The organism is Pseudomonas sediminis (assembly GCF_002741105.1).
Classification (GTDB): domain Bacteria; phylum Pseudomonadota; class Gammaproteobacteria; order Pseudomonadales; family Pseudomonadaceae; genus Aquipseudomonas; species Aquipseudomonas sediminis.
Genome location: NZ_NIQU01000005.1, coordinates 276,453 through 299,036, shown reverse-complemented (window position 1 = coordinate 299,036; position 22,584 = coordinate 276,453). Strand labels below are relative to the sequence as shown.

The window sequence follows — 22,584 nt, the reverse complement described above, 5'->3', positions numbered from 1 at the left end:
CTGCCTCCGCTCTACGAGCGGCTCCCCATTCAGCAATCAACTCAGCCAGTATTGCCAAGCTAGAAAGATTCTTCAAATTTCTAGGTAAGTATCTTTTACAGATAGTGTTTTATCAATAACTCAGCTATCTGCACAGCATTTAGGGCGGCGCCTTTTCTTACATTATCAGACGCAATCCACAAATTGAGTTGCCGTGGATCGTCCACGCCACGACGGACGCGCCCTACGTAGACCTGATCCTGCCCCACCGCATCGCCCACTGCCGTCGGATAGTCGCCAGCCTCAACCAACTCGATGCCCTGCGCCACCTTGAGCAATTGCTGCACGGCATTGATATCGATATCCGAATCAGCATACACACCCAGCGCAAGACTATCGCCAAAGAACACTGGCACCAAGGCGCAGGTCGCGGCCACCGGAAGCCCAGGCAGACCCAACAACTGCTGGATCTCGGCAGCCAGACGCTTCTCCAATTGAGCATGCCCCTGGTCATCCACTTCGCCGACCTGGGCCAGCAGGTTGAACGCGATCTGTCGATCCACCGTCTTGGGCTCCAGCGGGCGCGCGTTGAGCAGCTCAGCGGTCTGCCGCGCCAACTCCTGCACACCGCTACGCCCCAGGGTGGAGATCGACAGCATCGCAGTCACCTGCAACTGCTGCGGCTGCAGTACAGGCTTCAGCGCCGCCAGCACCAGCGCGCAGGCAACCGCAGAAGGCGTCGCTGCACTGACGCACCAAGGCCGGGTCAATACTGGCAGGCCCGCGGCGCCAAGTTCAGGTAATACGCATGGCGCTTGCGCCAGCGGCAGTGCCGCGCTCAGATCTACGATCGAGCAACCGGCTGCTATCACGCGCTCATGATGACTGCGCGTCACTTCAGGTCCCGCGGCAAAGAACGCCAGTTGTACCTGGGCGAAATCGAAGGCATCGAGCGATCTGACCCGCACCTGCCGACCACGGAACGACAGACTCTGCCCAGCCGATTCACTGCTGGCCAGCAGATGCAGGTCCTTCACCGGGAACTCACGCTCTTCGAGCAATTCGACCAGAGCTTCGCCGACGTTGCTGGTGGCGCCGATCACGGCGATATTGATGGACTGACTCATGAGCTGACCTAAGACGCAGAGGGAGCGGCACTGTAACTGCGCCCCATCGCCCAGGCAATCGACTTGCTCAGCCCTGAAAAGACAAAGCCCCTCTGCCGAAACAGAAGGGCTTTGTTTGACTCCGGATGTCCCGCCCGACGCTTAGCGCTCCAGAAGGATCCGCAGCATGCGACGCAGCGGCTCAGCAGCGCCCCACAGCAACTGGTCACCCACAGTGAACGCGCCCAGGAACTGCGAGCCCATGTTGAGTTTACGCAGACGGCCGACCGGAACGCTCAGGGTGCCGGTCACGGCAGTCGGGCCGAGGTCACGGATGGAATCTTCGCGGTGGTTCGGCACCAACTTGACCCAGGGATTGTGCTGGCTGATCAGGCCTTCGATGTCAGCCATCGGCACATCCTTGTTCAGCTTGATGGTCAGTGCCTGGCTGTGGCAACGCATGGCGCCGATGCGCACGCAGATGCCGTCGACCGGAATGGGGTTCTTGAAGCGACCGAGGATCTTGTTGGTCTCGGCCTGGGCCTTCCACTCTTCACGGCTCTGCCCGTTCGGCAGTTCCTTGTCGATGTAGGGGATCAGGCTGCCGGCCAGCGGCACGCCGAAGTTGTCCACCGGGAAACCTTCGCCACGCATGGCTTCGGCGACCTTGCGGTCGATATCGAGGATGGCACTGGCCGGATCGGCCAGATCATCGGCGACACTGGCATTGATCGCGCCCATCTGCTTGATCAGCTCGCGCATGTTCTGGGCGCCAGCACCGGAAGCGGCCTGGTAGGTCATGGCGCTCATCCACTCGACCAGACCGGCTTCGTAGAGACCACCCAACGCCATCAGCATCAGGCTGACGGTGCAGTTGCCGCCGATGTAGTTCTTGGTGCCAGCATCCAGCGCCTGGTCGATGACCTTGCGGTTGACCGGATCGAGCACGATCACCGACTCATCATCCATACGCAGGCTGGAGGCTGCATCGATCCAGTAGCCCTGCCAGCCGGCTTCACGCAGCTTGGGGAAGACTTCGCTGGTGTAGTCACCGCCCTGGCAGGTCAGGATCACGTCCAGGCCTTTCAGGTCGTCAATGCTGTAGGCATCTTTCAGCGCAGCGATGTCCTTGCCAATGGCCGGGCCTTGGCCACCGACATTGGAAGTGGTGAAGAACACCGGCTCGATCAGGTCGAAGTCCCGCTCTTCCAGCATGCGCTGCATGAGCACGGAACCAACCATGCCACGCCAACCGATCAGACCTACACGTTTCATAACGACTACACCTATATAAACAGCCCGCCGGAACCACCCCGGCGGGGCTGGGAAGATTACAGACTACGCAGCGCTTCGACTACTGCATCACCCATCGCGGCGGTACCGACCTTGGTCTTGCCCTCGGACCAGATATCACCGGTACGCAGGCCCTGATCCAGCACCAGGCTCACCGCTTTCTCGATGGCATCGGCAGCAGCAACCTGGCCGAAGCTGTAACGCAGCATCATGGACACCGAGAGAATGGTGGCCAGCGGGTTGGCGATGCCCTTGCCGGCAATGTCCGGCGCGGAGCCATGGCACGGCTCGTACATGCCCTTGTTGTTGGCGTCCAAGGATGCCGACGGCAGCATGCCGATGGAACCAGTGAGCATCGAAGCTTCGTCAGACAAAATGTCACCAAACATGTTGTCGGTGACCATTACGTCGAATTGCTTGGGCGCGCGCACCAGTTGCATGGCGGCGTTGTCGACGTACATGTGGCTCAGTTCGACGTCCAGGTAGTCCTTGGCCACTTCCTCGACCACGGCACGCCACAGTTGGCTGGACGCCAGGACGTTGGCCTTGTCCACCGAGCACAGTTTCTTGCCGCGCACGCGGGCCATATCGAAACCGACCTTGGCGATGCGGCGAATTTCGCTCTCGCTGTACGGCAGCGTGTCGTAGGCCATGCGCTCGCCGTTTTCCAGCACCTTGCTCTCGCGCGGCTGACCGAAGTAGATGCCACCGGTCAGCTCACGCACGATGAGGATATCCAGACCAGCGACCACTTCCGGCTTGAGGCTGGAAGCCTCGGCCAGTTGCGGGTAGAGGATGGCCGGACGCAGATTGCCGAACAGGCCCAGTTGCGAACGGATCTTCAGCAGACCGCGTTCCGGGCGAATGGCCGGATCGATGGTATCCCACTTCGGCCCGCCTACGGCGCCGAGCAGCACGGCATCGGCAGCCTTGGCGCGCGCCAGGGTCTCGTCGGCCAGCGGCACGCCATAACGGTCGATAGCAGCGCCACCCAGATCATCGAAACTCAGCTCGAACCCCAGGGAGTACTTGTCATTGGCCAGGTTAAGCACCTTGACCGCCTCGGCCATGATTTCCGGGCCGATACCATCACCTGGGAGAACCAGAATCTGCTTGCTCATCACATCCTCATCGAACCGTAGGGTGCGCCGTGCGCACCACTTAAATAGTCTTAAATCAGGCGCGCATAGCGCATCCTATCGAACGCCTTACTTGATCGCGCCGAACAGCCAGGGGCTGCTCTGCTGATAGCCAACCTCGAACGCCTTGATCGCTTCCTGATCCTGCAGAGTCAGGCCGATATCGTCCAGGCCATTGAGCAGGCAGTGCTTGCGAAAGGCGTCGACTTCGAAGCTGTACTGCACGCCGTCGGGACGGGTCACGGTCTGCGCTTCGAGGTCGACGGTCAGTTGATACCCTTCGGTGGCCTCGGCCTGCTCGAACAGCGCATCGACCTCTTCATCCTTGAGGATGATCGGCAGCAGGCCGTTCTTGAAGCTGTTGTTGAAGAAGATGTCGGCGAAGCTCGGCGCGATGACGGTGCGGAAACCGTACTCGTCCAGCGCCCAGGGTGCGTGCTCACGCGAAGAGCCGCAGCCGAAGTTCTCGCGCGCCAGCAGCACACTGGCGCCCTGGTAACGCGGGAAGTTGAGCACGAAATCCTTGTTGACCGGGCGCTTGGAGTTGTCCTGATTCGGCTGACCGACATCCAGGTAGCGCCACTCGTCGAACAGGTTGGGGCCGAAGCCGGTGCGCTTGATCGACTTCAAGAACTGCTTGGGAATGATCTGGTCGGTGTCGACGTTGGCGCGATCGAGCGGGCAGACCAGGCCGGTGTGTTGGGTGAAAGCTTTCATGTGCGGTCTCCTCAGGCCTGGATCAATTCACGAACGTCGATAAAGCGGCCGGTCACTGCGGCAGCGGCAGCCATGGCCGGGCTGACCAGGTGGGTACGACCACCAGCGCCCTGACGGCCTTCGAAGTTACGGTTGGAGGTAGAGGCACAATGCTCGCCGCTGCCCAGTTTGTCCGGGTTCATCGCCAGGCACATGGAGCAACCTGGTTCACGCCATTCGAAACCGGCTTCGATGAAGATCTTGTCCAGGCCTTCCGCCTCGGCTTGCGCCTTGACCAGACCGGAGCCCGGCACCACCAGCGCCTGTTTGACGGTGGCGGCGACCTTGCGGCCCTTGGCTACCTCTGCAGCGGCGCGCAGGTCTTCGATGCGCGAGTTGGTGCAGGAGCCGATGAATACGCGGTCCAGCTGGATATCGGTGATCGGCTGGTTCGCGGAGAGGCCCATGTATTTCAGCGCACGGGTGATCGAGTCCTTTTTCACCGGGTCGGCTTCAACGGCCGGGTCCGGCACGTTCTGGTCGACGGCCAGGACCATTTCCGGCGAAGTACCCCAGCTGACCTGCGGCTTGATGTCTTCGGCTTTCAGCTCGACCACGGTGTCGAACACCGCATCGGCGTCGGACACCAGGTTCTGCCACTGCGCCACGGCCTTGTCCCAGTCGCTGCCCTTGGGCGCGAACGGACGATCCTTGACGTAGGCGATGGTTTTCTCGTCCACCGCCACCAGGCCGACACGGGCACCAGCTTCGATGGACATGTTGCAGATGGTCATGCGCCCTTCCAGCGACAGATCGCGGATCGCGCTACCGGCGAATTCCAGTGCATGGCCGTTACCTCCGGCGGTGCCGATCTTGCCGATCACGGCCAGCACGATGTCCTTGGCAGTGACGCCGAAAGGCAGTTTGCCTTCGACGCGCACCTGCATGTTCTTCATCTTCTTGGCCACCAGGCACTGGGTGGCGAGCACGTGCTCGACTTCCGAGGTGCCGATGCCGTGGGCCAGCGCACCGAAGGCGCCATGGGTCGAGGTATGCGAGTCGCCGCAAACCACGGTCATGCCCGGCAAGGTCGCGCCCTGCTCCGGGCCGACCACATGGACGATGCCCTGACGCACGTCGTTCATCTTGAATTCGAGAATGCCGAAGTCATCGCAGTTCTCGTCCAGGGTCTGCACCTGGATACGCGAGACCTCGTCGGCGATGGCTTCGAGACCGCCCTGACGCTCGGCCTTGGTGGTCGGCACGTTGTGATCCGGCGTGGCGATGTTGGCATCGATGCGCCACGGCTTGCGCCCGGCCAGACGCAGACCTTCGAAGGCCTGCGGCGAGGTCACTTCATGAAGGATGTGACGATCGATGTAGATCAACGAGGAACCGTCATCGCGACGTTTCACTTCGTGCATTTCCCAGAGCTTGTCGTAGAGCGTCTTGCCAGTCATCAGCCTTACCTCATCAGCGCCTTTTGAGCACATCCGTAAACTGCCTGCGTTATCACCGCCCGGCGTCAGAAGTGCACCTTTCTATGCCTGGGCAAAAATGGCCCTTCGGCTTATGGGGAGAATGCTATGGCCAGGCACGAAATAACTCAAATTCATATTTTTTATTCAAAGGATTCCGTAGAGGAATGTATGCTCAGGGCATCATCATTTACTCGGAGCGCTCCATGGATCTGGCCAACCTCAACGCCTTCATCGCCATCGCCGAGACGGGCAGTTTTTCCGAAGCCGGCGAGCGCCTGCACCTGACCCAACCCGCCGTGAGCAAACGCATCGCCGGCCTGGAACAACAGTTGGGCGTGCGCCTGTTCGACCGCCTCGGCCGCGAGATTGGCCTCACCCAGGCAGGTCGCGCTCTGCTGCCGCGCGCCTACCAGATTCTCAACGTGCTGGACGATACCCGTCGCGCGCTGACCAACCTGTCCGGTGAAGTCAGCGGCCGTCTGACCCTGGCCACCAGCCACCATATCGGCTTGCATCGCCTGCCCGCTCTGCTACGCGCCTTCACCCGCGCCCACCCGCAGGTGGCGCTGGACATCCAGTTCCTCGATTCGGAAGTGGCATATGAAGAAGTCCTGCATGGTCGCGCCGAACTGGCAGTGATCACCCTCGCCCCGGAAACCCGCGAACCGATCCGCGCCATCGCCGTGTGGGACGACCCATTGGATTTCGTCGCCGCACCGGAACATCCGCTGGCCCGCAGCCAAGTGATCAGCCTGGCCGACGTGGCGCAGCATCCGGCCGTCTTTCCTGGCGGCAACACCTTTACCCACCATATCGTGCAGCGCCTGTTCGAAGCCCAGGGTCTGACACCCAATATCGCCATGAGCACCAACTACCTGGAAACCATCAAGATGATGGTTTCCATCGGCCTGGCCTGGAGCGTGCTGCCGCGCACCATGCTCGACGAGCAGGTCGCGCGCCTGCCGATACCGGGCATCCAGTTGACCCGCCAGTTAGGCTACATCCTGCATACCGAGCGCACCCTGTCGAATGCCGCACGGGCATTCATGGATCTGCTCGACAGCCAGCGGGATGATCTTGCATAGGCATCCGAACTGAGACTAACGTGGCGACATAAAGACAAAAACATATCTACATGCCTCTAACGCCCGCCCCGCGCATCGCGCACTCCAGAGGAAGGTACGGCCATGGCCAGATCGACTGACCAGACCCCGCCCCTGCCACACATACCGGCGATGGACCCCGCCGAATTCGAGCAGACCTGGCAGGATGCGCCGCGTTTGCTAGCCGCGCTGAACGGCGCCCATCTCGGCACCTGGTATTGGGACATTCGCAGTGGCCAGGTCAACTGGTCTCGCGGCGCTCAGGCCCTGTTTGGCCTCGACCCCAATCGCCCGGTAACGCGTGAGCTGCATTACATCGAACTGATCCCTGAAGAGGAGCGCGCCGAGGTCCTGGCGAAATTCAACGCCATCCTCAAAGGCGAGCAGATCGCCAATGCCTTGCGCCATCGTATCCGCTGGCCGGACGGCAGCCTGCACTGGCTGGAGATCACCGGCAGCCTGCAGTACGAGGCCGACGGCCGCCCGCGCATGTTCGGGGTGATCCGCGATATCAGCGCCCAGCAAGAGCGCGCCGAGGCCCTGCGTGCATCCGAGGAGCGCTTCGCCAGCCTGTTCCGTCTGAGTCCCGACATCATGATGCTGGTGCGCTACGACGACAGCGCGATCATCGAGATCAACCAGCACTTCACCCAGGCGTTCGGCTGGACGGCCAGCGAAACTCTCGGCCGCCACACCCACGACCTGAACCTCTGGGTACACGCCAGCCAGCGCGACCATCTGCGCCAGCAGGCCCCGCAAAGCCGGGAGCCGGTGATCCAGGAAGTCCAGCTGCGCACACGCAGCGATGCGATTCTCGACGGAGTTCTATCGAGCCAGTACATCGAGTTGCAGGGCGAGCGCCTGATGCTCTGCACCTTCCTCGATACCAGCGAACGCAAGCGCGCAGAAAATGCGCTGCGTGCCAGCGAGGAAAAATTCGCCAAGGCCTTTATGCACACCCCCGACGCGGTGGCCATTACCGACCGGGCCACCGGCCGCTTCATCGAGGTCAACCCGAGTTTCGAGCAGCAATTTGGTTGGCGCAGCGCCGAAGCCGTGGGCCACACATCACTGGAGCTAGGCATATGGGCGGACCCCAGCGACCGTCAACGTATGCTCGACGCGGTACAAGCCGGGCGCCTGAACAATCTTGAGGTACGGCTGTTCAGCCGCGACGGTAGCGTCACCAGTAACTTGCTGTTCGGCGGCGAAATAGAGTTGAACGGTACCACCTGCCTGGTACTCACCGTGCGCAACATCACCGAGCAACGCGCGCAGGAGCAGGCGCTCAAAGAGAGCAAGCAGCGCCTGCGCCTGGCGCTGGAATCTGCCGACCTGGGCACCTGGGACTGGCACATCCCCAGTAGCCGACTGTTCGCCAGCGCCCGAGCATCGCAGCTGCAGGGCCTGGAGTCACGACCGTTCGAAGGCGCCTTCCTCGACTTCTTCCACCAGGTGCCGATGGAAGATCGACACAGCCTGCGCCAGAGTTACCAGCGCCTGGTAGAGGAGCGCCGCAGTCACTATCAGGTCACTTATCGCGTACAGCTGGACAATGGCGGCCTGCGCTTTCTCGAAAGCACCGCCAAGCTGCAGCTCGACGATGCCGGTCAACCACAGCGCATGGTCGGTACCCTGGTCGATATCAGCGAGCGGCTGCTGCGCGAGCAGCGCCTGCAAGCCTCGGAAGAGAAATTTGCCAAGGCCTTCCACTCCAGCCCGGACGCCATCACCATCACTGAACGTGATACCGGCCGCTATATCGAGATCAACGAAGGCTTTACCCGCATCACCGGTTACCTGGACTGGGAAGTGATCGGCCGCACGGTGCATGAGCTGAGCATCTGGGCCTACCCCGAAGAGCGCGTGCGCATGATCGAGCACCTGACCCAGCACGGCCAGGTGCTGCACATGGAAATGCACGGCCGCCACCGCGACGGCGAAGTACGCCTGGTCGACGTGTCCGTGCAACCCATCGAACTCAATGATGTGCCCTGCCTGCTGCTCACCGCGCGCGACATCAGTGAACTGAAGCAGGCCCAGGCGCAGGTCCAGCACCTGGCCTATCACGATGCGTTGACCAACCTGCCCAACCGCGCCCTGCTGATGGATCGCCTGACCCAGCAGATTGCCCTGCTCAAGCGCCATGAACTGCGCGGCGCCCTGCTGTTTCTCGACCTCGACCACTTCAAGCACATCAACGACTCGCTCGGTCACCCCGTCGGCGACTCGGTACTGCGTCTGATCACCGCGCGCCTGGAAGCCAGCGTGCGCCTGGAGGACACCGTCGCCCGCCTCGGCGGCGACGAATTCGTGGTGCTGCTCTCCGGCCTGCAGGGCAAGCGCTCGGAAGTGACCCGCCATGTTCGGCAGGTTGCCGACAAGCTACGCCAGTTGCTCGCCGAACCCATGCTGCTGGACGGTCACCGTCTGCAGGTGACCCCGAGCATCGGCGTTGCGCTTATCCCCGACCACGGCAACACCCCGGCCGATTTGCTCAAGCGCGCGGATATCGCCCTCTATCGCGCCAAAGACTCCGGGCGCAACGCCATCCAGCTGTTTCGCACCACCATGCAGGACGCCGCCAGCGCACGCCTGCGCCTGGAGAACGACCTGCGCCTGGCTCTAGCACGCGGCGAATTCGAACTGCACTTCCAACCCCAGGTCGATGCCCGTGACGGCAAGGTGGTCGGCGCCGAGGCGCTTCTGCGCTGGCAGCATCCACAGCTGGGCCCACAGTCGCCCGCGCAATTCATCCAGGTACTGGAAGAAAGCGGGCTGATCGTTGAGGTCGGCGGCTGGGTGCTGGCCGAGGCCTGCCATTTCTGCTCACAGCTACTCGTGGACGGCTTGGTCGACAGCGAACGTTTCAGCCTGTGCGTCAACATCAGCCCCCGCCAGTTCCGTCAGCACGACTTCGTCGAGCGGGTCGCCAAAAGCCTGCGCGACAGCCAGTTACCCAATGCCATGCTCAAGCTGGAGATCACCGAAGGCATCGTCATTCAGAATATCGACGACACCGTCGGCAAGATGCTGCGCCTGAAGAAGCATGGCGTCAGCTTCGCCATGGACGACTTCGGCACTGGCTACAGCTCGCTGACCTACCTCAAGCGCCTGCCGGTAGACATGCTGAAGATCGATCAGTCGTTCGTGCGTGACGCCACCAACGACCCCAACGATGCAGAGATCATTCGTGCCATCGTCGCCATGGCCCGCAGCCTGGGCCTGGCGCTGATCGCCGAAGGCGTCGAACAGCAGGACCAGCTCGACTTCCTGCAAGCGCAGGGCTGCCACCTCTACCAGGGTTATCTGTTCAGCAAGCCGCTACCGCAGGAAGTCTTCTGCGAGCTGCTGGGAAGGTAGCAGTCGTAACCTGGTAACGCCCTCGGTGCGCACGGCACACCCTACCCGTCTCTTGAAACGAAGAAGGCGCCCCATGGGGCGCCTTCTCGGTCAGCTCGAGGCTCAGTTTTCCAGCGCCGGACGCTGGCTGCCGATCGGGATGCGCTTGGCCTTGGCCTCTTCCGGCACGATACGCTCCAGTTCGACATGAAGCAGACCGTTGACCAGGTTGGCGCCTTTGACCTCGATATGGTCAGCCAGGCGGAAGGACAGTTTGAAGGCACGCTGAGCGATACCCTGATGCAGGTAGCTAACGCTCTCGGCGCTGCGATCACGCTTGTTGCCAACCACGGTCAGCACGCCCCGCTCGACCTGCAACTCCAGGTCGTCATCCTCGAAGCCGGCAGCCGCGACCACGATACGGTAGTGGTCTTCGCCATGCTTCTCGACGTTGTAGGGCGGGTAAGAACTGCCGGCGTCATTGCTGCGCAGGGCAGATTCGAAAAGATCATTGAAACGGTCGAAACCGACGGACTGGCGGAACAGAGGGGCCAGGGACAGTACGTTGCTCATGAGTAATCTCCTGAAGATTTCAGCAAGTGTCATATCGCGGAACCCGACTTCGGCATCCCGCATTCACTTATCTGAGGCCTGTCAGAGGAATTTCAAGGCATGCCTCGATCATCTAACGCTAGGATCAGGAGAGCTCGCGCCTACCGAGTTTGTTCAGTCAGCAGCCTATCGATACGCTCGCAATCCTGCTCGCGGCGAACTTCAGCGAACAGCGCAACAGCCTCTGGATAGGTGCGCGTGAGCATCGCCAGCCATTGCTTCAGGCGCCCTGGCGCATAACGCGGCGCCAGCTTGCGCCGTGCCTGCTGCCAGAAGTCGAGCAACAGCGGCTGCAGCTCGACCCAGCTCATTTCCTCGGGCTCCTCGCCGGCTCTGACGGCAGCGATCTGTCGCGCCAGCCCTGGCCGAGAAACCAGGCCGCGCCCCAGCATGATGTCATCCACGCCGCTGATTTCGCGGCAGCGGCGCCAATCGTCCAGCGTCCACACCTCGCCATTGGCGAACACCGGCACGCCGACCACCTCCTGCACACGCGCCACCCACTCCCAGTGCGCCGGCGGCTTGTAGCCCTCGACCTTGGTGCGCGCATGCACGACGATCTGGCTCGCTCCGCCTTCGGCCAGCGCCCGCGCACAGTCCAGCGCGCCCTCCTTGCCTTCGAAGCCCAGGCGCATCTTCGCCGTGACCGGAATCTCGGCCGGTACGGTGCGCCGCACCTCGCGAACGATGGCATGCAACAGTTCCGGCTCCTTGAGCAGCACCGCGCCACCACGCGACTTGTTCACTGTCTTGGCCGGGCAACCGAAGTTGAGGTCGATCACCGGCGCGCCGAGCGTGCAGGCGAAGGCGGCGTTGTCCGCCAGGCACTGCGGATCGGACCCCAGAAACTGCACACGCATCGGTGTGCCGGCCTGAGTGCGCGAGCCATTGAACAACTCGGGCGCCAGCTTGTGATAGGTGGCAGCCGGCAACAGCCGTTCGCTGACGCGAATGAACTCGGTGACGCACCAGTCGATGCCGCCGATGCGGGTCAGCACGTCGCGCAGAATCTCGTCGACCAACCCCTCCATGGGCGCCAGGGCGATTTGCATGTGGTTGTCCGGAAAAATGGGGCGCACAGTGTATGGGCTGCATGAAAAGTCGTCGAGCGACGCTCAGGCAGGGCGAAAGACGATGCTCAAACCGCACTCAGCAGGGCCACAGGTGTCGTATCTACGGCATCAGATAGGCCACACTGACATTCCACCCAACAGAGAGGCTCGCCATGCGTTATCTCGCACTGATCGCTCTGGGCATCTGCTGCTGGGGCGCCCAGGCTGATGAAGCGATGCCCAGCGGCATCGTCCCCATGCCGGCAGACCCGGTTGCCGATGCGCCCGCGCGCCTGATCTTCAGCCGTGACAACAACGCACCGAATGCCTGCGACGTGGAGCTCTACGTCAACCAGCAGGTAGTGGCGAAACTTGGCCCGGGTGACCACACCAGCCTGGACCTGCCCAGCGGCGAGCTGAGCGTCGCCGTGGCCATGTCGCCGGACGGCTATTGTGGAGGCCGTGGGCCGGATGTGGCGCAGTCCGTCATCCTGCGCCCCGGCGAAACCCGCAACTTCGCCATCATGGTCGAGCCGGAACAGGTATTTCTTGCGCCGGTGGATGACTGAGCAGCTTACAGCTCCAGCGGATAAGGCGGCGTCAGCGCCTTGCCATAGCCTTCGACGAACTCCGCCGGCATGCGCTTGGGGCGCCCACTGGACAGTTCGATGCAGACGAAGGTGGTCTTGGCACGCAGCAAGGTAACGCCATCTTCCGGGCGCACCAGCTGGAAACGTCGATCCATCTTCAGGCGCTGATCGGACTCGACGATCCAGGTTGCCATCTGCAGATGCTGCCCTTCGTAGGCGCTGGCGAGGTAGTCGATCTCATGACGCACCACGGCCATGGCCCGGTCCAGACGGCGATACTCGACCAGGTCCAGCCCAAGGAACTGCGAGTGCCGCCAGGCGCAACGCTCCAGCCAACTGACGTACACCGCGTTGTTGGCGTGGCCGAGGCCATCGATGTCGTCTGCGCTCACTTCGATATCGATGACGAAGGGGTCGGGCAACTCCCAGTTCATGACTCTACCTCCGAGTATGCAGCCTGCATGCGGCAAGCCGGGTGATCCGATTCCAGAATGCGGCTGCCTGCTTCCTCGGCGGCCAGTCGATCAGGTGCCGCATGATACGCCGCACGGCCTCTCCGTGCAGCGCCGAGCTTTCATCGTGCCATCATCGCGCGCCATAATGCAGCGCACTCGCACGAGAGCCCGAGACAATTGACTGCCACCCTGCGCCTATTGATACTTCTGCTGCTACCAGCACTGACCTGGGCGCAAAGCCTGTCGCTGCCGATTGGTCAGACGCAGACATTGCCCGGGCCTTACATGACGTTCTGGGAAGACCCGGATGGCCGTGCCGACATCACCGATGTGCATGCACTGCCCGACTCCGCCTGGCAAGCAGTGGAGCGGCGCGATGCCAGCTTCGGCTACAGCGGCAGCACCTACTGGCTACGCCTGGACGTACACAACCCGCACAGCCGCTCGCTGGGCTGGGTGCTGCTGATCGGCAATCCACTGCTGGATCAACTGGACGCCTACGGCCTGGACGACAAACGCATCTACCGCGCAGGTGACCAGCGCCCCTTCGACTGGCGCTGGGTCGAGCACCGGCAACTGGTACTGCCTCTGCACGTAACGTCTGGCGAACGCCAGCGCATTTGGCTGCGCATGCAAACTGACGGCTCGGCCAACCTCAGCGCCAGTCTGATGACCCGCGATGCCTTCGACCATCAGGAACAGCGCAGCCTGTTGCTGCAGGGCCTGTTCTTCGGCGCCCTGATGGCAATGCTGATCTACAGCCTGAGCATTTTCTGCATCACCCGCGACCGCAATTACCTCTGGTACAGCCTGTTCGTCGCCAGCTTCAGTCTCTACCAGTTCATCCAGCTCGGCTTCGCCCTGCAATGGTTGTGGCCCAATGCCCTGGCCTGGCATCAACTGAGCTTCCCGCTCAGCTCCGCCCTGGCGACATTGTTCGGCATTCAATTCACCTACGGCGTGCTGGATCTGGACAAGGCCGCCAGACCTTATCGCTGGGTCGCCAATACGCTCAAGGCCTGCGCCTGGTTGGTGCTCGGCATGGCGCTGTTTGGCCCGTATGCACCCGCCCTGATCGGCAGCTTCGTGCTGGTGACCGCCTGCGCACTGGCCGCCTTCGTCATTACCCTGCTGCGCTGGCGCGGCGGTTACGCAGCCGCGCGCCTGTTCGCCCTGGGCTGGTTCGTGCTGATCGCCGCCAGCCTTGCCAGCATCCTCACCGGCACCGGACTGCTGCCCTACTCGCTGCTGACCCTGCATGCCCAGCAGATTGGCGGCCTGATCGAGATGACGGTGTTCTCCATCGCCCTGGCCTCGCGCATCCGCCAGGTGCAGCAAGCCGAACGCCAGGCTCAGGCCAAGCTGATCGATCAGGAGCGCCGCCTGCGCAGCGAACAGACCAAGCACCTGGAACTGCAAACGCAGATCAGCGAAAGCCTGGAACAGCGCGTACAGGAGCGCACCGCGACGCTGCAGGACACCCTGCAGCAACTGTCCAACGCCAACCTGCGCCTGGCCGAACTGAACCGACGCGACGGGCTTACCGGCCTGTTCAACCGCCAGACTCTCAGCGAAGAACTGGCGCGCGCCTGCGCCCGCGCCGTGCGCAGCCGACAGTCACTGGCAGTCCTGATGCTGGATCTGGATCACTTCAAGCAGGTCAATGACCGCTACGGACATCTCGCTGGCGATGCCTGCCTGCGCCATGCAGCCCAGCGCATCCAGCAGCGCCTGCGCAGTAGCGATTTGCTGGCGCGCTTCGGCGGCGAAGAATTCGTCATCTTGCTCGACAGCACCGATCTCACCGGCGCACTCGACCTGGCCGAACAACTGCGCGAAGAGCTCGCGCTCAATCCCTGCCTTTACCAACAACAGTCGATAGCGCTGAGCCTGAGCATCGGCCTGCATGCCGGCGTACCGAGCGAGTCGGACTGCGGCGAGCACTGGCTGGAACTGGCCGACCGCGCCCTGTACCGCGCCAAGGCGGGCGGCCGTAACCGTGTGGTCAGCTACGAGGCCAGAGCCTTCAAGGACGCCTGAGGCACTTGCTCCAACAACTCGAGTACAGCCTGCAGAAGCAGCGGATCGCTCAGCAGACGCTGATGTCCGCCCGCCGGCAAGCGCAGCAACTGGCTGTCGAACCAGGCCTTGTGAATCAGATCGGCCTCGCCTACCGGCACCACCTGATCATCCTCGGCATGCACGATCAGCCCCGGCAGATCCAGCTGATAACGCTGCACATCGAGATGCGCCGCGGGGATGCCCGCCGTCGTTTCAACGGCGCGAACGAAATGCGCTCGCGCCTCGGCCGGCAACCCCATGAATCGAGCGAAACCGCGCAACAGTCCGAGGATGCGACTGGGCGCGGCGACGGTCACCAGCGTCTCGCAGCGTAAGCCCATTTGTGTGGCCAGCAGCGCGCTGGCACCGCCCATCGAGTGACCGATCACGGCCCGCAGCGGCGGCAACTCGCTGGCGGCCTCGAGCAATGCACGCGCAAACAGCACCACATTGGCTTCTCGTCCAGGTGAACGGCCATGGGCAGGCGCATCCAGTGCGATGACGCCATAGCCTGCGTCGACCAGACCGCGGATCAACAACGCAAACTGGGTTGGCCGCCCTTCCCAGCCATGCATCAGCAGCACGGTCGGCCCACTCCCCCAGCGCAGCGCCGACAAGCCAAAGCGCAGGGTGATGCGCTCGGCACTGGCCAGCAGCGGCAACTCCCAGTCTCGCGGCGGTTGCGTGCGTGGCGTCATGAAGCGCTCACGCAAACGGCTGGCGATCAGTTGCGGGGCGACTCTGCCCAGCGTTGCGTTGACACCTCGTACCCAGGTCATCTGGTTCATCACCCTCTCCTTCACGCTCGATTTCAGACAACTGCCGACTTGGCAGCACGCAACACCCGGTCGGACAACTCGCCTGGCCCCAAGGCCCGCGCCAGTGCCAGACCACCGATCATCAGCGCCAGGTCGGCCAGCGCCACATCCGCCTCCTCAGGCGCGGCGCTCATATGCGCCACCATCAACTCGGTGTGCTCGGCCAGGGCCTGACGAAAGCCCGCCGGCAAACGCGCGATTTCCGCCAGCGAACTGGGCAGCGGGCAGCGCTCGTCAGCATTGTCGCGGTGCCGGCGCGACAGATAGAACGCTGCCAGCAACACCCGACGCTCCCGGCCCGTCATGCGCCGATCGATCTCTACAACGCGCCCCCGCCTGACGGCGAGCAGTTGGCGAAAGGCTTCGAGCATCAATGCGTCCTTGCTGGCGAAATGCGCATAGAAACCGCCCACCGTCAGCCCGGCGGCGGCCATCACTTCGGCCACGGCCGGGTCGCCCGGCCCACGCTCGGCGAGTACACGGCCAGCCGCGGCGATGATGCGTTGACGGGTTTCACGCTTGCGCTCACTCATGGTCTTGCCCTTTATATGACGAAAGCAATATTACGGTCATAATATTAATTTGCAAGCCACCAGTACGACCATTGGTCCGCACTACGAAAGCGCAGGCCGAGCGCCAGACAAGGGAGACGAAAACAAAAAGGGGCCACCTCCGAAGAGGTGGCCCCTGGGTTCCGCAAATGCGGCAAGAAAAATAGCGTCCCTAGGCGACCAGAACCCCTGTTACCGCCGTGAAAGGGCGGTGTCCTAGGCCACTAGACGAACTTCTTCGAACGACAAGGCCAGCGCTAGGCTGGCCTTGTGTGATTGGTGGAGCTAAACGGGATCGAACCGTTGACCTCTTGCATGCCATGCAAGCGCTCTCCCAGCTGAGCTATAGCCCCGAAACCTTGCGGTCGGCTCGCAGCGCCTGAGCGCTGCGACTGGAAAATGGCGTCCCCTAGGGGACTCGAACCCCTGTTACCGCCGTGAAAGGGCGGTGTCCTAGGCCACTAGACGAAGGGGACAAAACCTTCGAAGAACAAGGCCAGCACTCAGCTGGTCTTGTCAGTGTTTGGTGGAGCTAAACGGGATCGAACCGTTGACCTCTTGCATGCCATGCAAGCGCTCTCCCAGCTGAGCTATAGCCCCGAAACCTTGCGGTCGGCTGCAACGCCTGGACGTTGCGGCTGGAATAAATGGCGTCCCCTAGGGGACTCGAACCCCTGTTACCGCCGTGAAAGGGCGGTGTCCTAGGCCACTAGACGAAGGGGACGCAAGACCCTGATCGTGAATCGACTCACATCGATTCTGGCACTCCCGAAGGAGCCGAGATTGGTGGAGCTAAACGGGATCGAACCGTTGACCTCTTGCATGCCATGCAAGCGCTCTCCCAGCTGAGCTATAGCCCCATCTCGAGGACGGGGCGCATGTTAAGAGTGCCCCGATTGGCTGTCAACAACATTTTTCCGGCCAGCCCAAAGTTTTTGCCACTAGAACAATTACTTAGAGCCAAACCAAGAATCAAACGCCGACCTAAATCGTAGGGTGCGCTGTGCGCACCGCATACAACCACAGTCAAGTCGGTGCGCACGGCGCACCCTACGAAAGCATCAAGCGATGCTCGTCAGCACCTTTTCCCACTCCTTGGCCTCTTTCTTCGAGGTGCCGCCGAGCAGCTCCAGAGCCTGGCGCAGACGGAAACGAGTCAGGTCCGGGCCGAGGATTTCCATGGCATCGAGTACCGATACCGAGCTGGCCTGGCCGGTGATCGCCGCGAACATCAGCGGCATGGCGTCACGCAGCTTCAGTTCAAGATGCTCGACCACCGCCTGAATGCAGCCGGTGATGCGCTCCTTTTCCCACTGGCGAAGCGATTCGAGCTTCCACAGGATCAGCTGCATCAGCTGACGCACCTGATCAGGCGACAGTTTCTTGTGCTCGAACAGCTTGGCATCCAGGTTCAGACCGCCAGAGAAGAAGAAACCGGCCAGCGGTGCGATCTGGCTGAAGGTTTCCACCCTGCCCTGCACATGCGGCGCGATTTTCATCAGGTATTCGGGGTTCAGGGCCCACTTCTGCACTTCAGCGGCGAAGGTTTCCACCGGCAGCTCCCGCAGCCATTGACCGTTGAGCCAAGACAGCTTCTCCAGATCGAAGATCGGCCCGCCCAGCGACACGCGGTTGATGTCGAAGTGCTCGATCATCTCGCCCAGGGAGAACTTCTCGCGCTCGTCCGGCATTGACCAGCCCATACGGCCGAGGTAGTTGAGCATAGCCTGCGGCAGGTAACCCATGCGCTCGTAGAAGGTGATACTGGTGGGGTTCTTGCGCTTGGACAGCTTGCTCTTGTCCGGATTACGCAGCAGCGGCATGTAGCACAGCGCCGGCTGTTCCCAGCCGAAGTACTCGTACAGCTTGATCAGCTTGGGCGCGGACGGCAGCCATTCCTCACCGCGCAGCACGTGGGTAATACCCATCAGATGATCGTCGACCACGTTGGCCAGGAAGTAGGTCGGCAGGCCATCGGCCTTCATCAGCACCTGCATGTCCATGCGGTCCCATGGGATCTCGACATTGCCACGCAGCATGTCCGGCACCACGCAGACGCCCTCGCTGGGCACCTTCATGCGCACGACGTGCGACTCACCTGCGGCGATGCGGCGCTGCGCCTCAGCTGGCTCCAGGTGCATACAATGGCCGTCGTAACGCGGAGTTTCCTTGTTGGCCATCTGCTGCGCACGCACTTCATCGAGGCGCTCTGCGGAGCAGAAGCACGGGAAAGCATGGCCCTTGCCGACCAGCTCATCGGAGTACTTTTTGTAGATCTCGCCACGCTCGCTCTGCCGATACGGGCCGTGCGGGCCGCCAACGTCCGGGCCTTCGTCCCATTCGATACCCAGCCAACGCAGTGCGTCGAAAATCTGCTGCTCGGACTCACGCGTGGAACGAACCTGGTCGGTGTCCTCGATGCGCAGGATGAACTGGCCACCATGCTGACGGGCAAAACACAGGTTGAACAGCGCGATATAGGCGGTGCCGACATGGGGGTCGCCAGTTGGCGATGGCGCGATACGGGTACGGACGGTGGTCATGAATGCTCTCGGAAGGAAGACACGAGGATTGAATCAAGCGGACGATGTTAGCAGGCCGGCGGCACCTGGCTCCAGCAACCCGCCACGAGTGATGGGCAAGCTGGCGATGAGGAAGTCGAGGAAGGTCTTGACCTTCATCGCCTGGAAGCGTCGTGACGGGTAGATGGCATACACCTCACCTACCGGCAAGCGCGCCTCAGGCAGCAGCTCGACCAGGCGCCCGCTGCGCACCGCCTCCTCACTGATCATCACCGGCAGCCCGCAAATCCCTGCACCTGCCAGCGTCGCCTCACGGGCGAAGGTGATGTTGTTGCAGGTCATCACTCGCTGACACGGCAGATGCTCGCCCAGCAGCGGCCAATAACGCGGCGCATCGTGCTGCAGGAGGATCGCCCGATGCCCCTCCAGCTCGGCAACGCTGCGCGGCGTACCGTGCGCTGCGAGGTAGGCAGGGCTGGCGCATAGGCGCCGGCCACTTTCGAACAGCTTGCGCGCGATCAGCGTGGAATCCTGCGGCTGGCCGACCTGGATAGAGATATCCACGCCCTCCTCCAGCGGATCGACCGAGCGTGAAGTCAGCTCCACCTCCGCGTCGATCTGCGGGTACTGACGCATGAACTCGCCCAGCACTCGCCCGAGAAACAGCTGGCCGAACTCGGTGGGTGAGGTGATCCGCAACAGCCCCGACGGCTCTCGCTGCAGCTGCATCACCGCCTGCTCGGCCTCGGCGAAGTCGAGCATGATCTGCCGGCAACGCTCGTAGTAAGCCTGGCCCACCTCGGTCAGGCGCAACTTGCGCGTGGTGCGATTGAGCAGACGCACGCCAAGGCGTTCTTCGAGCAACGCAATGCGACGGCTCACCGTCGACTTCTGCATTCCCAGGCTGGTCGCCGCCTGCGTGAAGCTGTGGCACTCCACCACCCGGGTAAAAATCAAAGCATCATCGAGCCCCATGATTGTTCCTCATACGCAACAAAGCATGCCAAGTCGAGAGTCTACTAGCGAAAAGGGAACGCTGTTAAATTTACTTACACTTCCATGACGCCCCTTGAGCCTCAAGCATGCCTGCCAAACTGCAACGTCGCCTCCTCGTCTTCGTGATCCTCCTGGTGTTGATCGCCGGTGCCCTGCTCGCCCACTGGCTGCTGGTCGGTCGCTACCACGAGAGCACGGACAATGCGTACGTGCAGGGTGAGATCACCCGCCTCTCCAGCCAACTGAACGCACGGATCGAAAAGGTACTGGTGCGTGACAACCAGCATGTCGAAGCCGGCCAGCTTCTGGCAGTGCTGGAAGACGCCGACTTCCGCCTGGCCCGTCAACGCGCCCTCGCCGCTCTGGAAACCCATCAGGCCGAACGCACCCAGGCGCAGAGCAAGCTCGACCAGCAGGCCAGCCTGATTGCCGCCAGCCAGGCCGACGTCGCAGCCAGCCAGGCGACCCTCGACCGCTCCAAGCTAGATCTCGGCCGCGCCCAGACCCTGCGCAAGCCGGGTTATGTCTCCGAAGAGCGCGTCACCACCCTGGCTGCCGACAACCGCGTGGCCCGCTCCCAAGTGGCCAAAGCTCAGGCCGATTTGCAGGCGCAGCGCCAGCAGGTAGCCAGCCTGGAAGCCGAGCTGAAACGCCTGGACGCGCTGATCCTTTCCGCCCAGGCCGACCTGGAACAAGCCGACCTCAATCTCTCGCGCACGCAGATTCACGCGCCGATCAGCGGCATGGTCGGCCAGCGCTCGGCGCGCGAGGGCCAGGTGGTGCAAAGCGGCACCTATCTACTGTCGCTGGTGCCGGATCAGGACATCTGGATCCAGGCCAACTTCAAGGAAACCCAGATCGGCCGCATGCGCCCAAGGCAGAAAGCCGAACTGTTGTTCGACAGCTACCCGGACACGCCCATCGAAGGCCGCATCGACAGCCTGTTCGCCGCCTCCGGCGCGCAGTTCAGCCTGCTGCCACCAGACAACGCCACCGGCAACTTCACCAAGGTGGTGCAGCGCATTCCGGTCAAGCTGACCTTCGCCGCTGACAACCCGTTGCGCGGGCTGATCCGCCCCGGCATGTCGGTAGAGGTCACCGTGGATCTGCGCAGCGACGACAGCCATGGCGGGTGATGCACTGGTCCGCCCCACGGCGGAACCCAGCCGCCGCGACTGGATCGCGGTGATGAGCACCATGCTCGGCGCTTTCATGGCGGTGCTGGATATCCAGATCACCAACTCCTCGCTCAAGGACATCCAAGGCGCGCTGTCCGCCACGCTTGAGGAAGGCTCGTGGATTTCCACGTCCTATCTGGTAGCCGAGATCATCATGATCCCGCTCACCGCCTGGCTGGTGCAGCTGCTCTCGGCGCGGCGCCTGGCTGTGTGGGTGTCAGTGGGCTTTCTGATCGCCTCGCTGCTGTGCTCCCTGGCCTGGAGCCTGGAGAGCATGATCGTGTTCCGCGCCCTGCAGGGGTTCACTGGCGGCGCACTGATCCCGCTGGCGTTCACCATGACACTGATCAAGCTCCCCGAGCACCACCGCGCCAAGGGCATGGCCCTGTTCGCCATTACCGCCACCTTCGCCCCCTCCATCGGCCCGACGCTGGGCGGCTGGCTGACCGAGAATTGGGGTTGGGAATACATCTTCTACATCAATGTGCCGCCCGGCCTGATCATGATCGCCGGCCTGCTCTATGGCCTGGAAAAGAAGGCGCCGCACTGGGAACTGCTGAAGACCACCGACTACGCCGGGATCGCCACCCTAGGTCTGGGCCTGGGCTGTCTGCAGGTGTTTCTCGAAGAAGGCCACCGCAAGGACTGGCTGGAATCGCAACTGATCGTCGGCCTGGGCAGCGTGGCGCTGGTCAGCCTGATCCTGTTCGTCATCCTGCAGATATCCCGGCCCAACCCGCTGATCAACCTGGGCGTGCTGCGCGAACGCAACTTCGGCCTGGCCAGCATTTCCAGCCTGGGGCTCGGTGTCGGGCTATATGGATCGATCTATGTGCTGCCGCTGTACCTGGCGCAGATCCAGGGCTACAACGCCCTGCAGATCGGCGAAGTGATCATGTGGATGGGCGTGCCGCAGCTGTTTCTGATCCCTCTGGTGCCCAAGTTGATGAAGATCATCTCGCCAAAATGGCTATGCGCCCTAGGCTTCGCCCTGTTCGGCGCGGCGAGTTTCTTCTCCGGCGTGCTCAACCCGGACTTCGCAGGCGAGCAGTTCCAGCACATCCAGATCGTCCGCGCTCTGGGCCAGCCGCTGGTGATGGTCACGGTGTCGCTGATCGCCACCGCCTACATCCTGCCGCAGGATGCCGGCTCGGCCTCCAGCCTGTTCAACATCCTGCGCAACCTTGGCGGAGCAATCGGCATCGCCCTGCTAGCCACCCTGCTGGATGCCCGCGCCAAGGTCTATTTCGACTACCTGCGCGAATCCATCGTGCCGACCAACCCGCAGGTAGAGGAACGCCTGCACCTGCTGACGCAGACATTGGGCAGCGAACAGGCAGCGCTGGCCAAGCTCAGCCAGATGGTGCATGAGCAAGCGATCATCATGGCCTACAACGACGCCTTCCACTTCATCGGCATCGCCCTGGGCGTGAGCATGCTGGCGATCCTGCTGACACGAAAGCTGCCGCAGAACATGGCGGGCGGTGGCGCAGGGCATTGAGGCACCTACCACGTAGGGTGGATGTCGCTTTTTACATCCACCAGATGGCGATCAATGTAGTCGTAGGGTGAATGAGAAGAGCGTCATCCACCCTACGCGATGCGCCGAG

Annotated in this window: 18 protein-coding genes and 5 tRNA genes; 6 read left to right on the top strand and 17 right to left on the bottom strand. The window is 62.4% G+C overall.

Features of this window, described 5'->3' with window-relative positions:
* Positions 1-95: 95 nt before the first annotated feature.
* From CDO35_RS14575 to leuC, 5 genes are all read right to left on the bottom strand, one after another.
* Complete coding sequence (locus tag CDO35_RS14575; RefSeq protein ID WP_099525419.1) at positions 96-1,106, bottom strand: aspartate-semialdehyde dehydrogenase; 1,011 nt, start codon at positions 1,104-1,106, stop codon at positions 96-98.
* 141 nt (positions 1,107-1,247) lie between these two features.
* Positions 1,248-2,360 (bottom strand): aspartate-semialdehyde dehydrogenase, encoded by a 1,113-nt coding sequence (asd, locus tag CDO35_RS14570; protein ID WP_099525418.1) that lies wholly within the window; start codon positions 2,358-2,360, stop codon positions 1,248-1,250.
* A gap of 56 nt (positions 2,361-2,416) precedes the next feature.
* A complete protein-coding gene (leuB, locus tag CDO35_RS14565) occupies positions 2,417-3,499 on the bottom strand; it encodes a 3-isopropylmalate dehydrogenase (protein ID WP_099525417.1) in 1,083 nt (360 codons plus the stop codon).
* 87 nt (positions 3,500-3,586) lie between these two features.
* Positions 3,587-4,234, bottom strand: coding sequence for a 3-isopropylmalate dehydratase small subunit (leuD, locus tag CDO35_RS14560; RefSeq protein WP_099525416.1), 648 nt, complete (start codon positions 4,232-4,234; stop codon positions 3,587-3,589).
* Between the two features lie 11 nt (positions 4,235-4,245).
* Positions 4,246-5,673: a 3-isopropylmalate dehydratase large subunit gene (leuC, locus tag CDO35_RS14555; protein WP_099525415.1), complete on the bottom strand. Its 1,428-nt coding sequence runs from the start codon at positions 5,671-5,673 to the stop codon at positions 4,246-4,248.
* A gap of 224 nt (positions 5,674-5,897) precedes the next feature.
* Here leuC and CDO35_RS14550 point away from each other — a divergent pair, with 224 nt between their 5' ends.
* Both CDO35_RS14550 and CDO35_RS14545 read left to right on the top strand, forming a co-directional pair.
* Positions 5,898-6,779: a LysR family transcriptional regulator gene (locus tag CDO35_RS14550; protein WP_099525523.1), complete on the top strand. Its 882-nt coding sequence runs from the start codon at positions 5,898-5,900 to the stop codon at positions 6,777-6,779.
* 102 nt (positions 6,780-6,881) lie between these two features.
* Positions 6,882-10,160 carry a sensor domain-containing protein gene (locus CDO35_RS14545; protein WP_099525414.1) on the top strand — a complete coding sequence of 1,093 codons (3,279 nt, stop codon included), beginning with the start codon at positions 6,882-6,884 and terminating at the stop codon, positions 10,158-10,160.
* 102 nt (positions 10,161-10,262) lie between these two features.
* On the opposite strand, the gene CDO35_RS14540 is transcribed toward CDO35_RS14545, so the two are convergent.
* Both CDO35_RS14540 and CDO35_RS14535 read right to left on the bottom strand, forming a co-directional pair.
* Complete coding sequence (locus CDO35_RS14540; protein WP_092374829.1) at positions 10,263-10,712, bottom strand: Hsp20 family protein; 450 nt, start codon at positions 10,710-10,712, stop codon at positions 10,263-10,265.
* 140 nt (positions 10,713-10,852) lie between these two features.
* Positions 10,853-11,803 (bottom strand): tRNA dihydrouridine synthase, encoded by a 951-nt coding sequence (locus CDO35_RS14535; RefSeq protein ID WP_099525413.1) that lies wholly within the window; start codon positions 11,801-11,803, stop codon positions 10,853-10,855.
* Between the two features lie 173 nt (positions 11,804-11,976).
* Between CDO35_RS14535 and CDO35_RS14530 the strand changes: the two genes are divergently transcribed.
* The gene (locus CDO35_RS14530; protein WP_099525412.1) at positions 11,977-12,372 is read left to right on the top strand and encodes a hypothetical protein; all 396 of its coding nucleotides are present in this window, start codon (positions 11,977-11,979) and stop codon (positions 12,370-12,372) included.
* A gap of 5 nt (positions 12,373-12,377) precedes the next feature.
* Here CDO35_RS14530 and CDO35_RS14525 read toward each other — a convergent pair whose 3' ends face one another.
* Entirely contained in the window at positions 12,378-12,827 is a 450-nt protein-coding gene (locus CDO35_RS14525; RefSeq protein WP_099525411.1) for an acyl-CoA thioesterase, read from the bottom strand.
* 198 nt (positions 12,828-13,025) lie between these two features.
* Here CDO35_RS14525 and CDO35_RS14520 point away from each other — a divergent pair, with 198 nt between their 5' ends.
* Positions 13,026-14,888 (top strand): sensor domain-containing diguanylate cyclase, encoded by a 1,863-nt coding sequence (locus CDO35_RS14520; RefSeq protein ID WP_243699089.1) that lies wholly within the window; start codon positions 13,026-13,028, stop codon positions 14,886-14,888.
* Here the strand turns inward: CDO35_RS14520 and CDO35_RS14515 are convergent.
* From CDO35_RS14515 to CDO35_RS14475, 9 genes are all read right to left on the bottom strand, one after another.
* Positions 14,858-15,697 carry an alpha/beta fold hydrolase gene (locus tag CDO35_RS14515; RefSeq protein WP_099525409.1) on the bottom strand — a complete coding sequence of 280 codons (840 nt, stop codon included), beginning with the start codon at positions 15,695-15,697 and terminating at the stop codon, positions 14,858-14,860. The genes CDO35_RS14520 and CDO35_RS14515 overlap by 31 nt on opposite strands.
* Positions 15,698-15,720: 23 nt before the next feature.
* Positions 15,721-16,260, bottom strand: a complete 540-nt coding sequence (locus tag CDO35_RS14510; protein WP_099525408.1) for a TetR/AcrR family transcriptional regulator — start codon at positions 16,258-16,260, stop codon at positions 15,721-15,723.
* A 295-nt stretch (positions 16,261-16,555) separates the two neighbouring features.
* Positions 16,556-16,631, bottom strand: a tRNA-Ala gene (locus CDO35_RS14505).
* Between the two features lie 47 nt (positions 16,632-16,678).
* Positions 16,679-16,754 (bottom strand) — tRNA-Glu (locus CDO35_RS14500).
* A gap of 48 nt (positions 16,755-16,802) precedes the next feature.
* A tRNA-Ala gene (locus CDO35_RS14495) sits at positions 16,803-16,878 on the bottom strand.
* 48 nt (positions 16,879-16,926) lie between these two features.
* Positions 16,927-17,002 (bottom strand) — tRNA-Glu (locus tag CDO35_RS14490).
* 60 nt (positions 17,003-17,062) lie between these two features.
* Positions 17,063-17,138 (bottom strand) — tRNA-Ala (locus CDO35_RS14485).
* A 201-nt stretch (positions 17,139-17,339) separates the two neighbouring features.
* Positions 17,340-18,821: a glutamate--tRNA ligase gene (gene gltX, locus CDO35_RS14480; protein ID WP_099525407.1), complete on the bottom strand. Its 1,482-nt coding sequence runs from the start codon at positions 18,819-18,821 to the stop codon at positions 17,340-17,342.
* Positions 18,822-18,854: 33 nt separating this feature from the next.
* A complete protein-coding gene (locus CDO35_RS14475; RefSeq protein ID WP_099525406.1) occupies positions 18,855-19,775 on the bottom strand; it encodes a LysR family transcriptional regulator in 921 nt (306 codons plus the stop codon).
* Positions 19,776-19,882: 107 nt separating this feature from the next.
* On the opposite strand from CDO35_RS14475, the gene CDO35_RS14470 reads away from it, so the two are divergent.
* Positions 19,883-20,932 (top strand): HlyD family secretion protein, encoded by a 1,050-nt coding sequence (locus CDO35_RS14470; protein ID WP_099525405.1) that lies wholly within the window; start codon positions 19,883-19,885, stop codon positions 20,930-20,932.
* On the top strand, positions 20,922-22,475 hold the full coding sequence (locus tag CDO35_RS14465; protein WP_099525404.1) for an MDR family MFS transporter: 1,554 nt from the start codon (positions 20,922-20,924) through the stop codon (positions 22,473-22,475). Before CDO35_RS14470 ends, CDO35_RS14465 begins: the two co-directional genes overlap by 11 nt.
* Positions 22,476-22,584 lie beyond the last annotated feature (109 nt).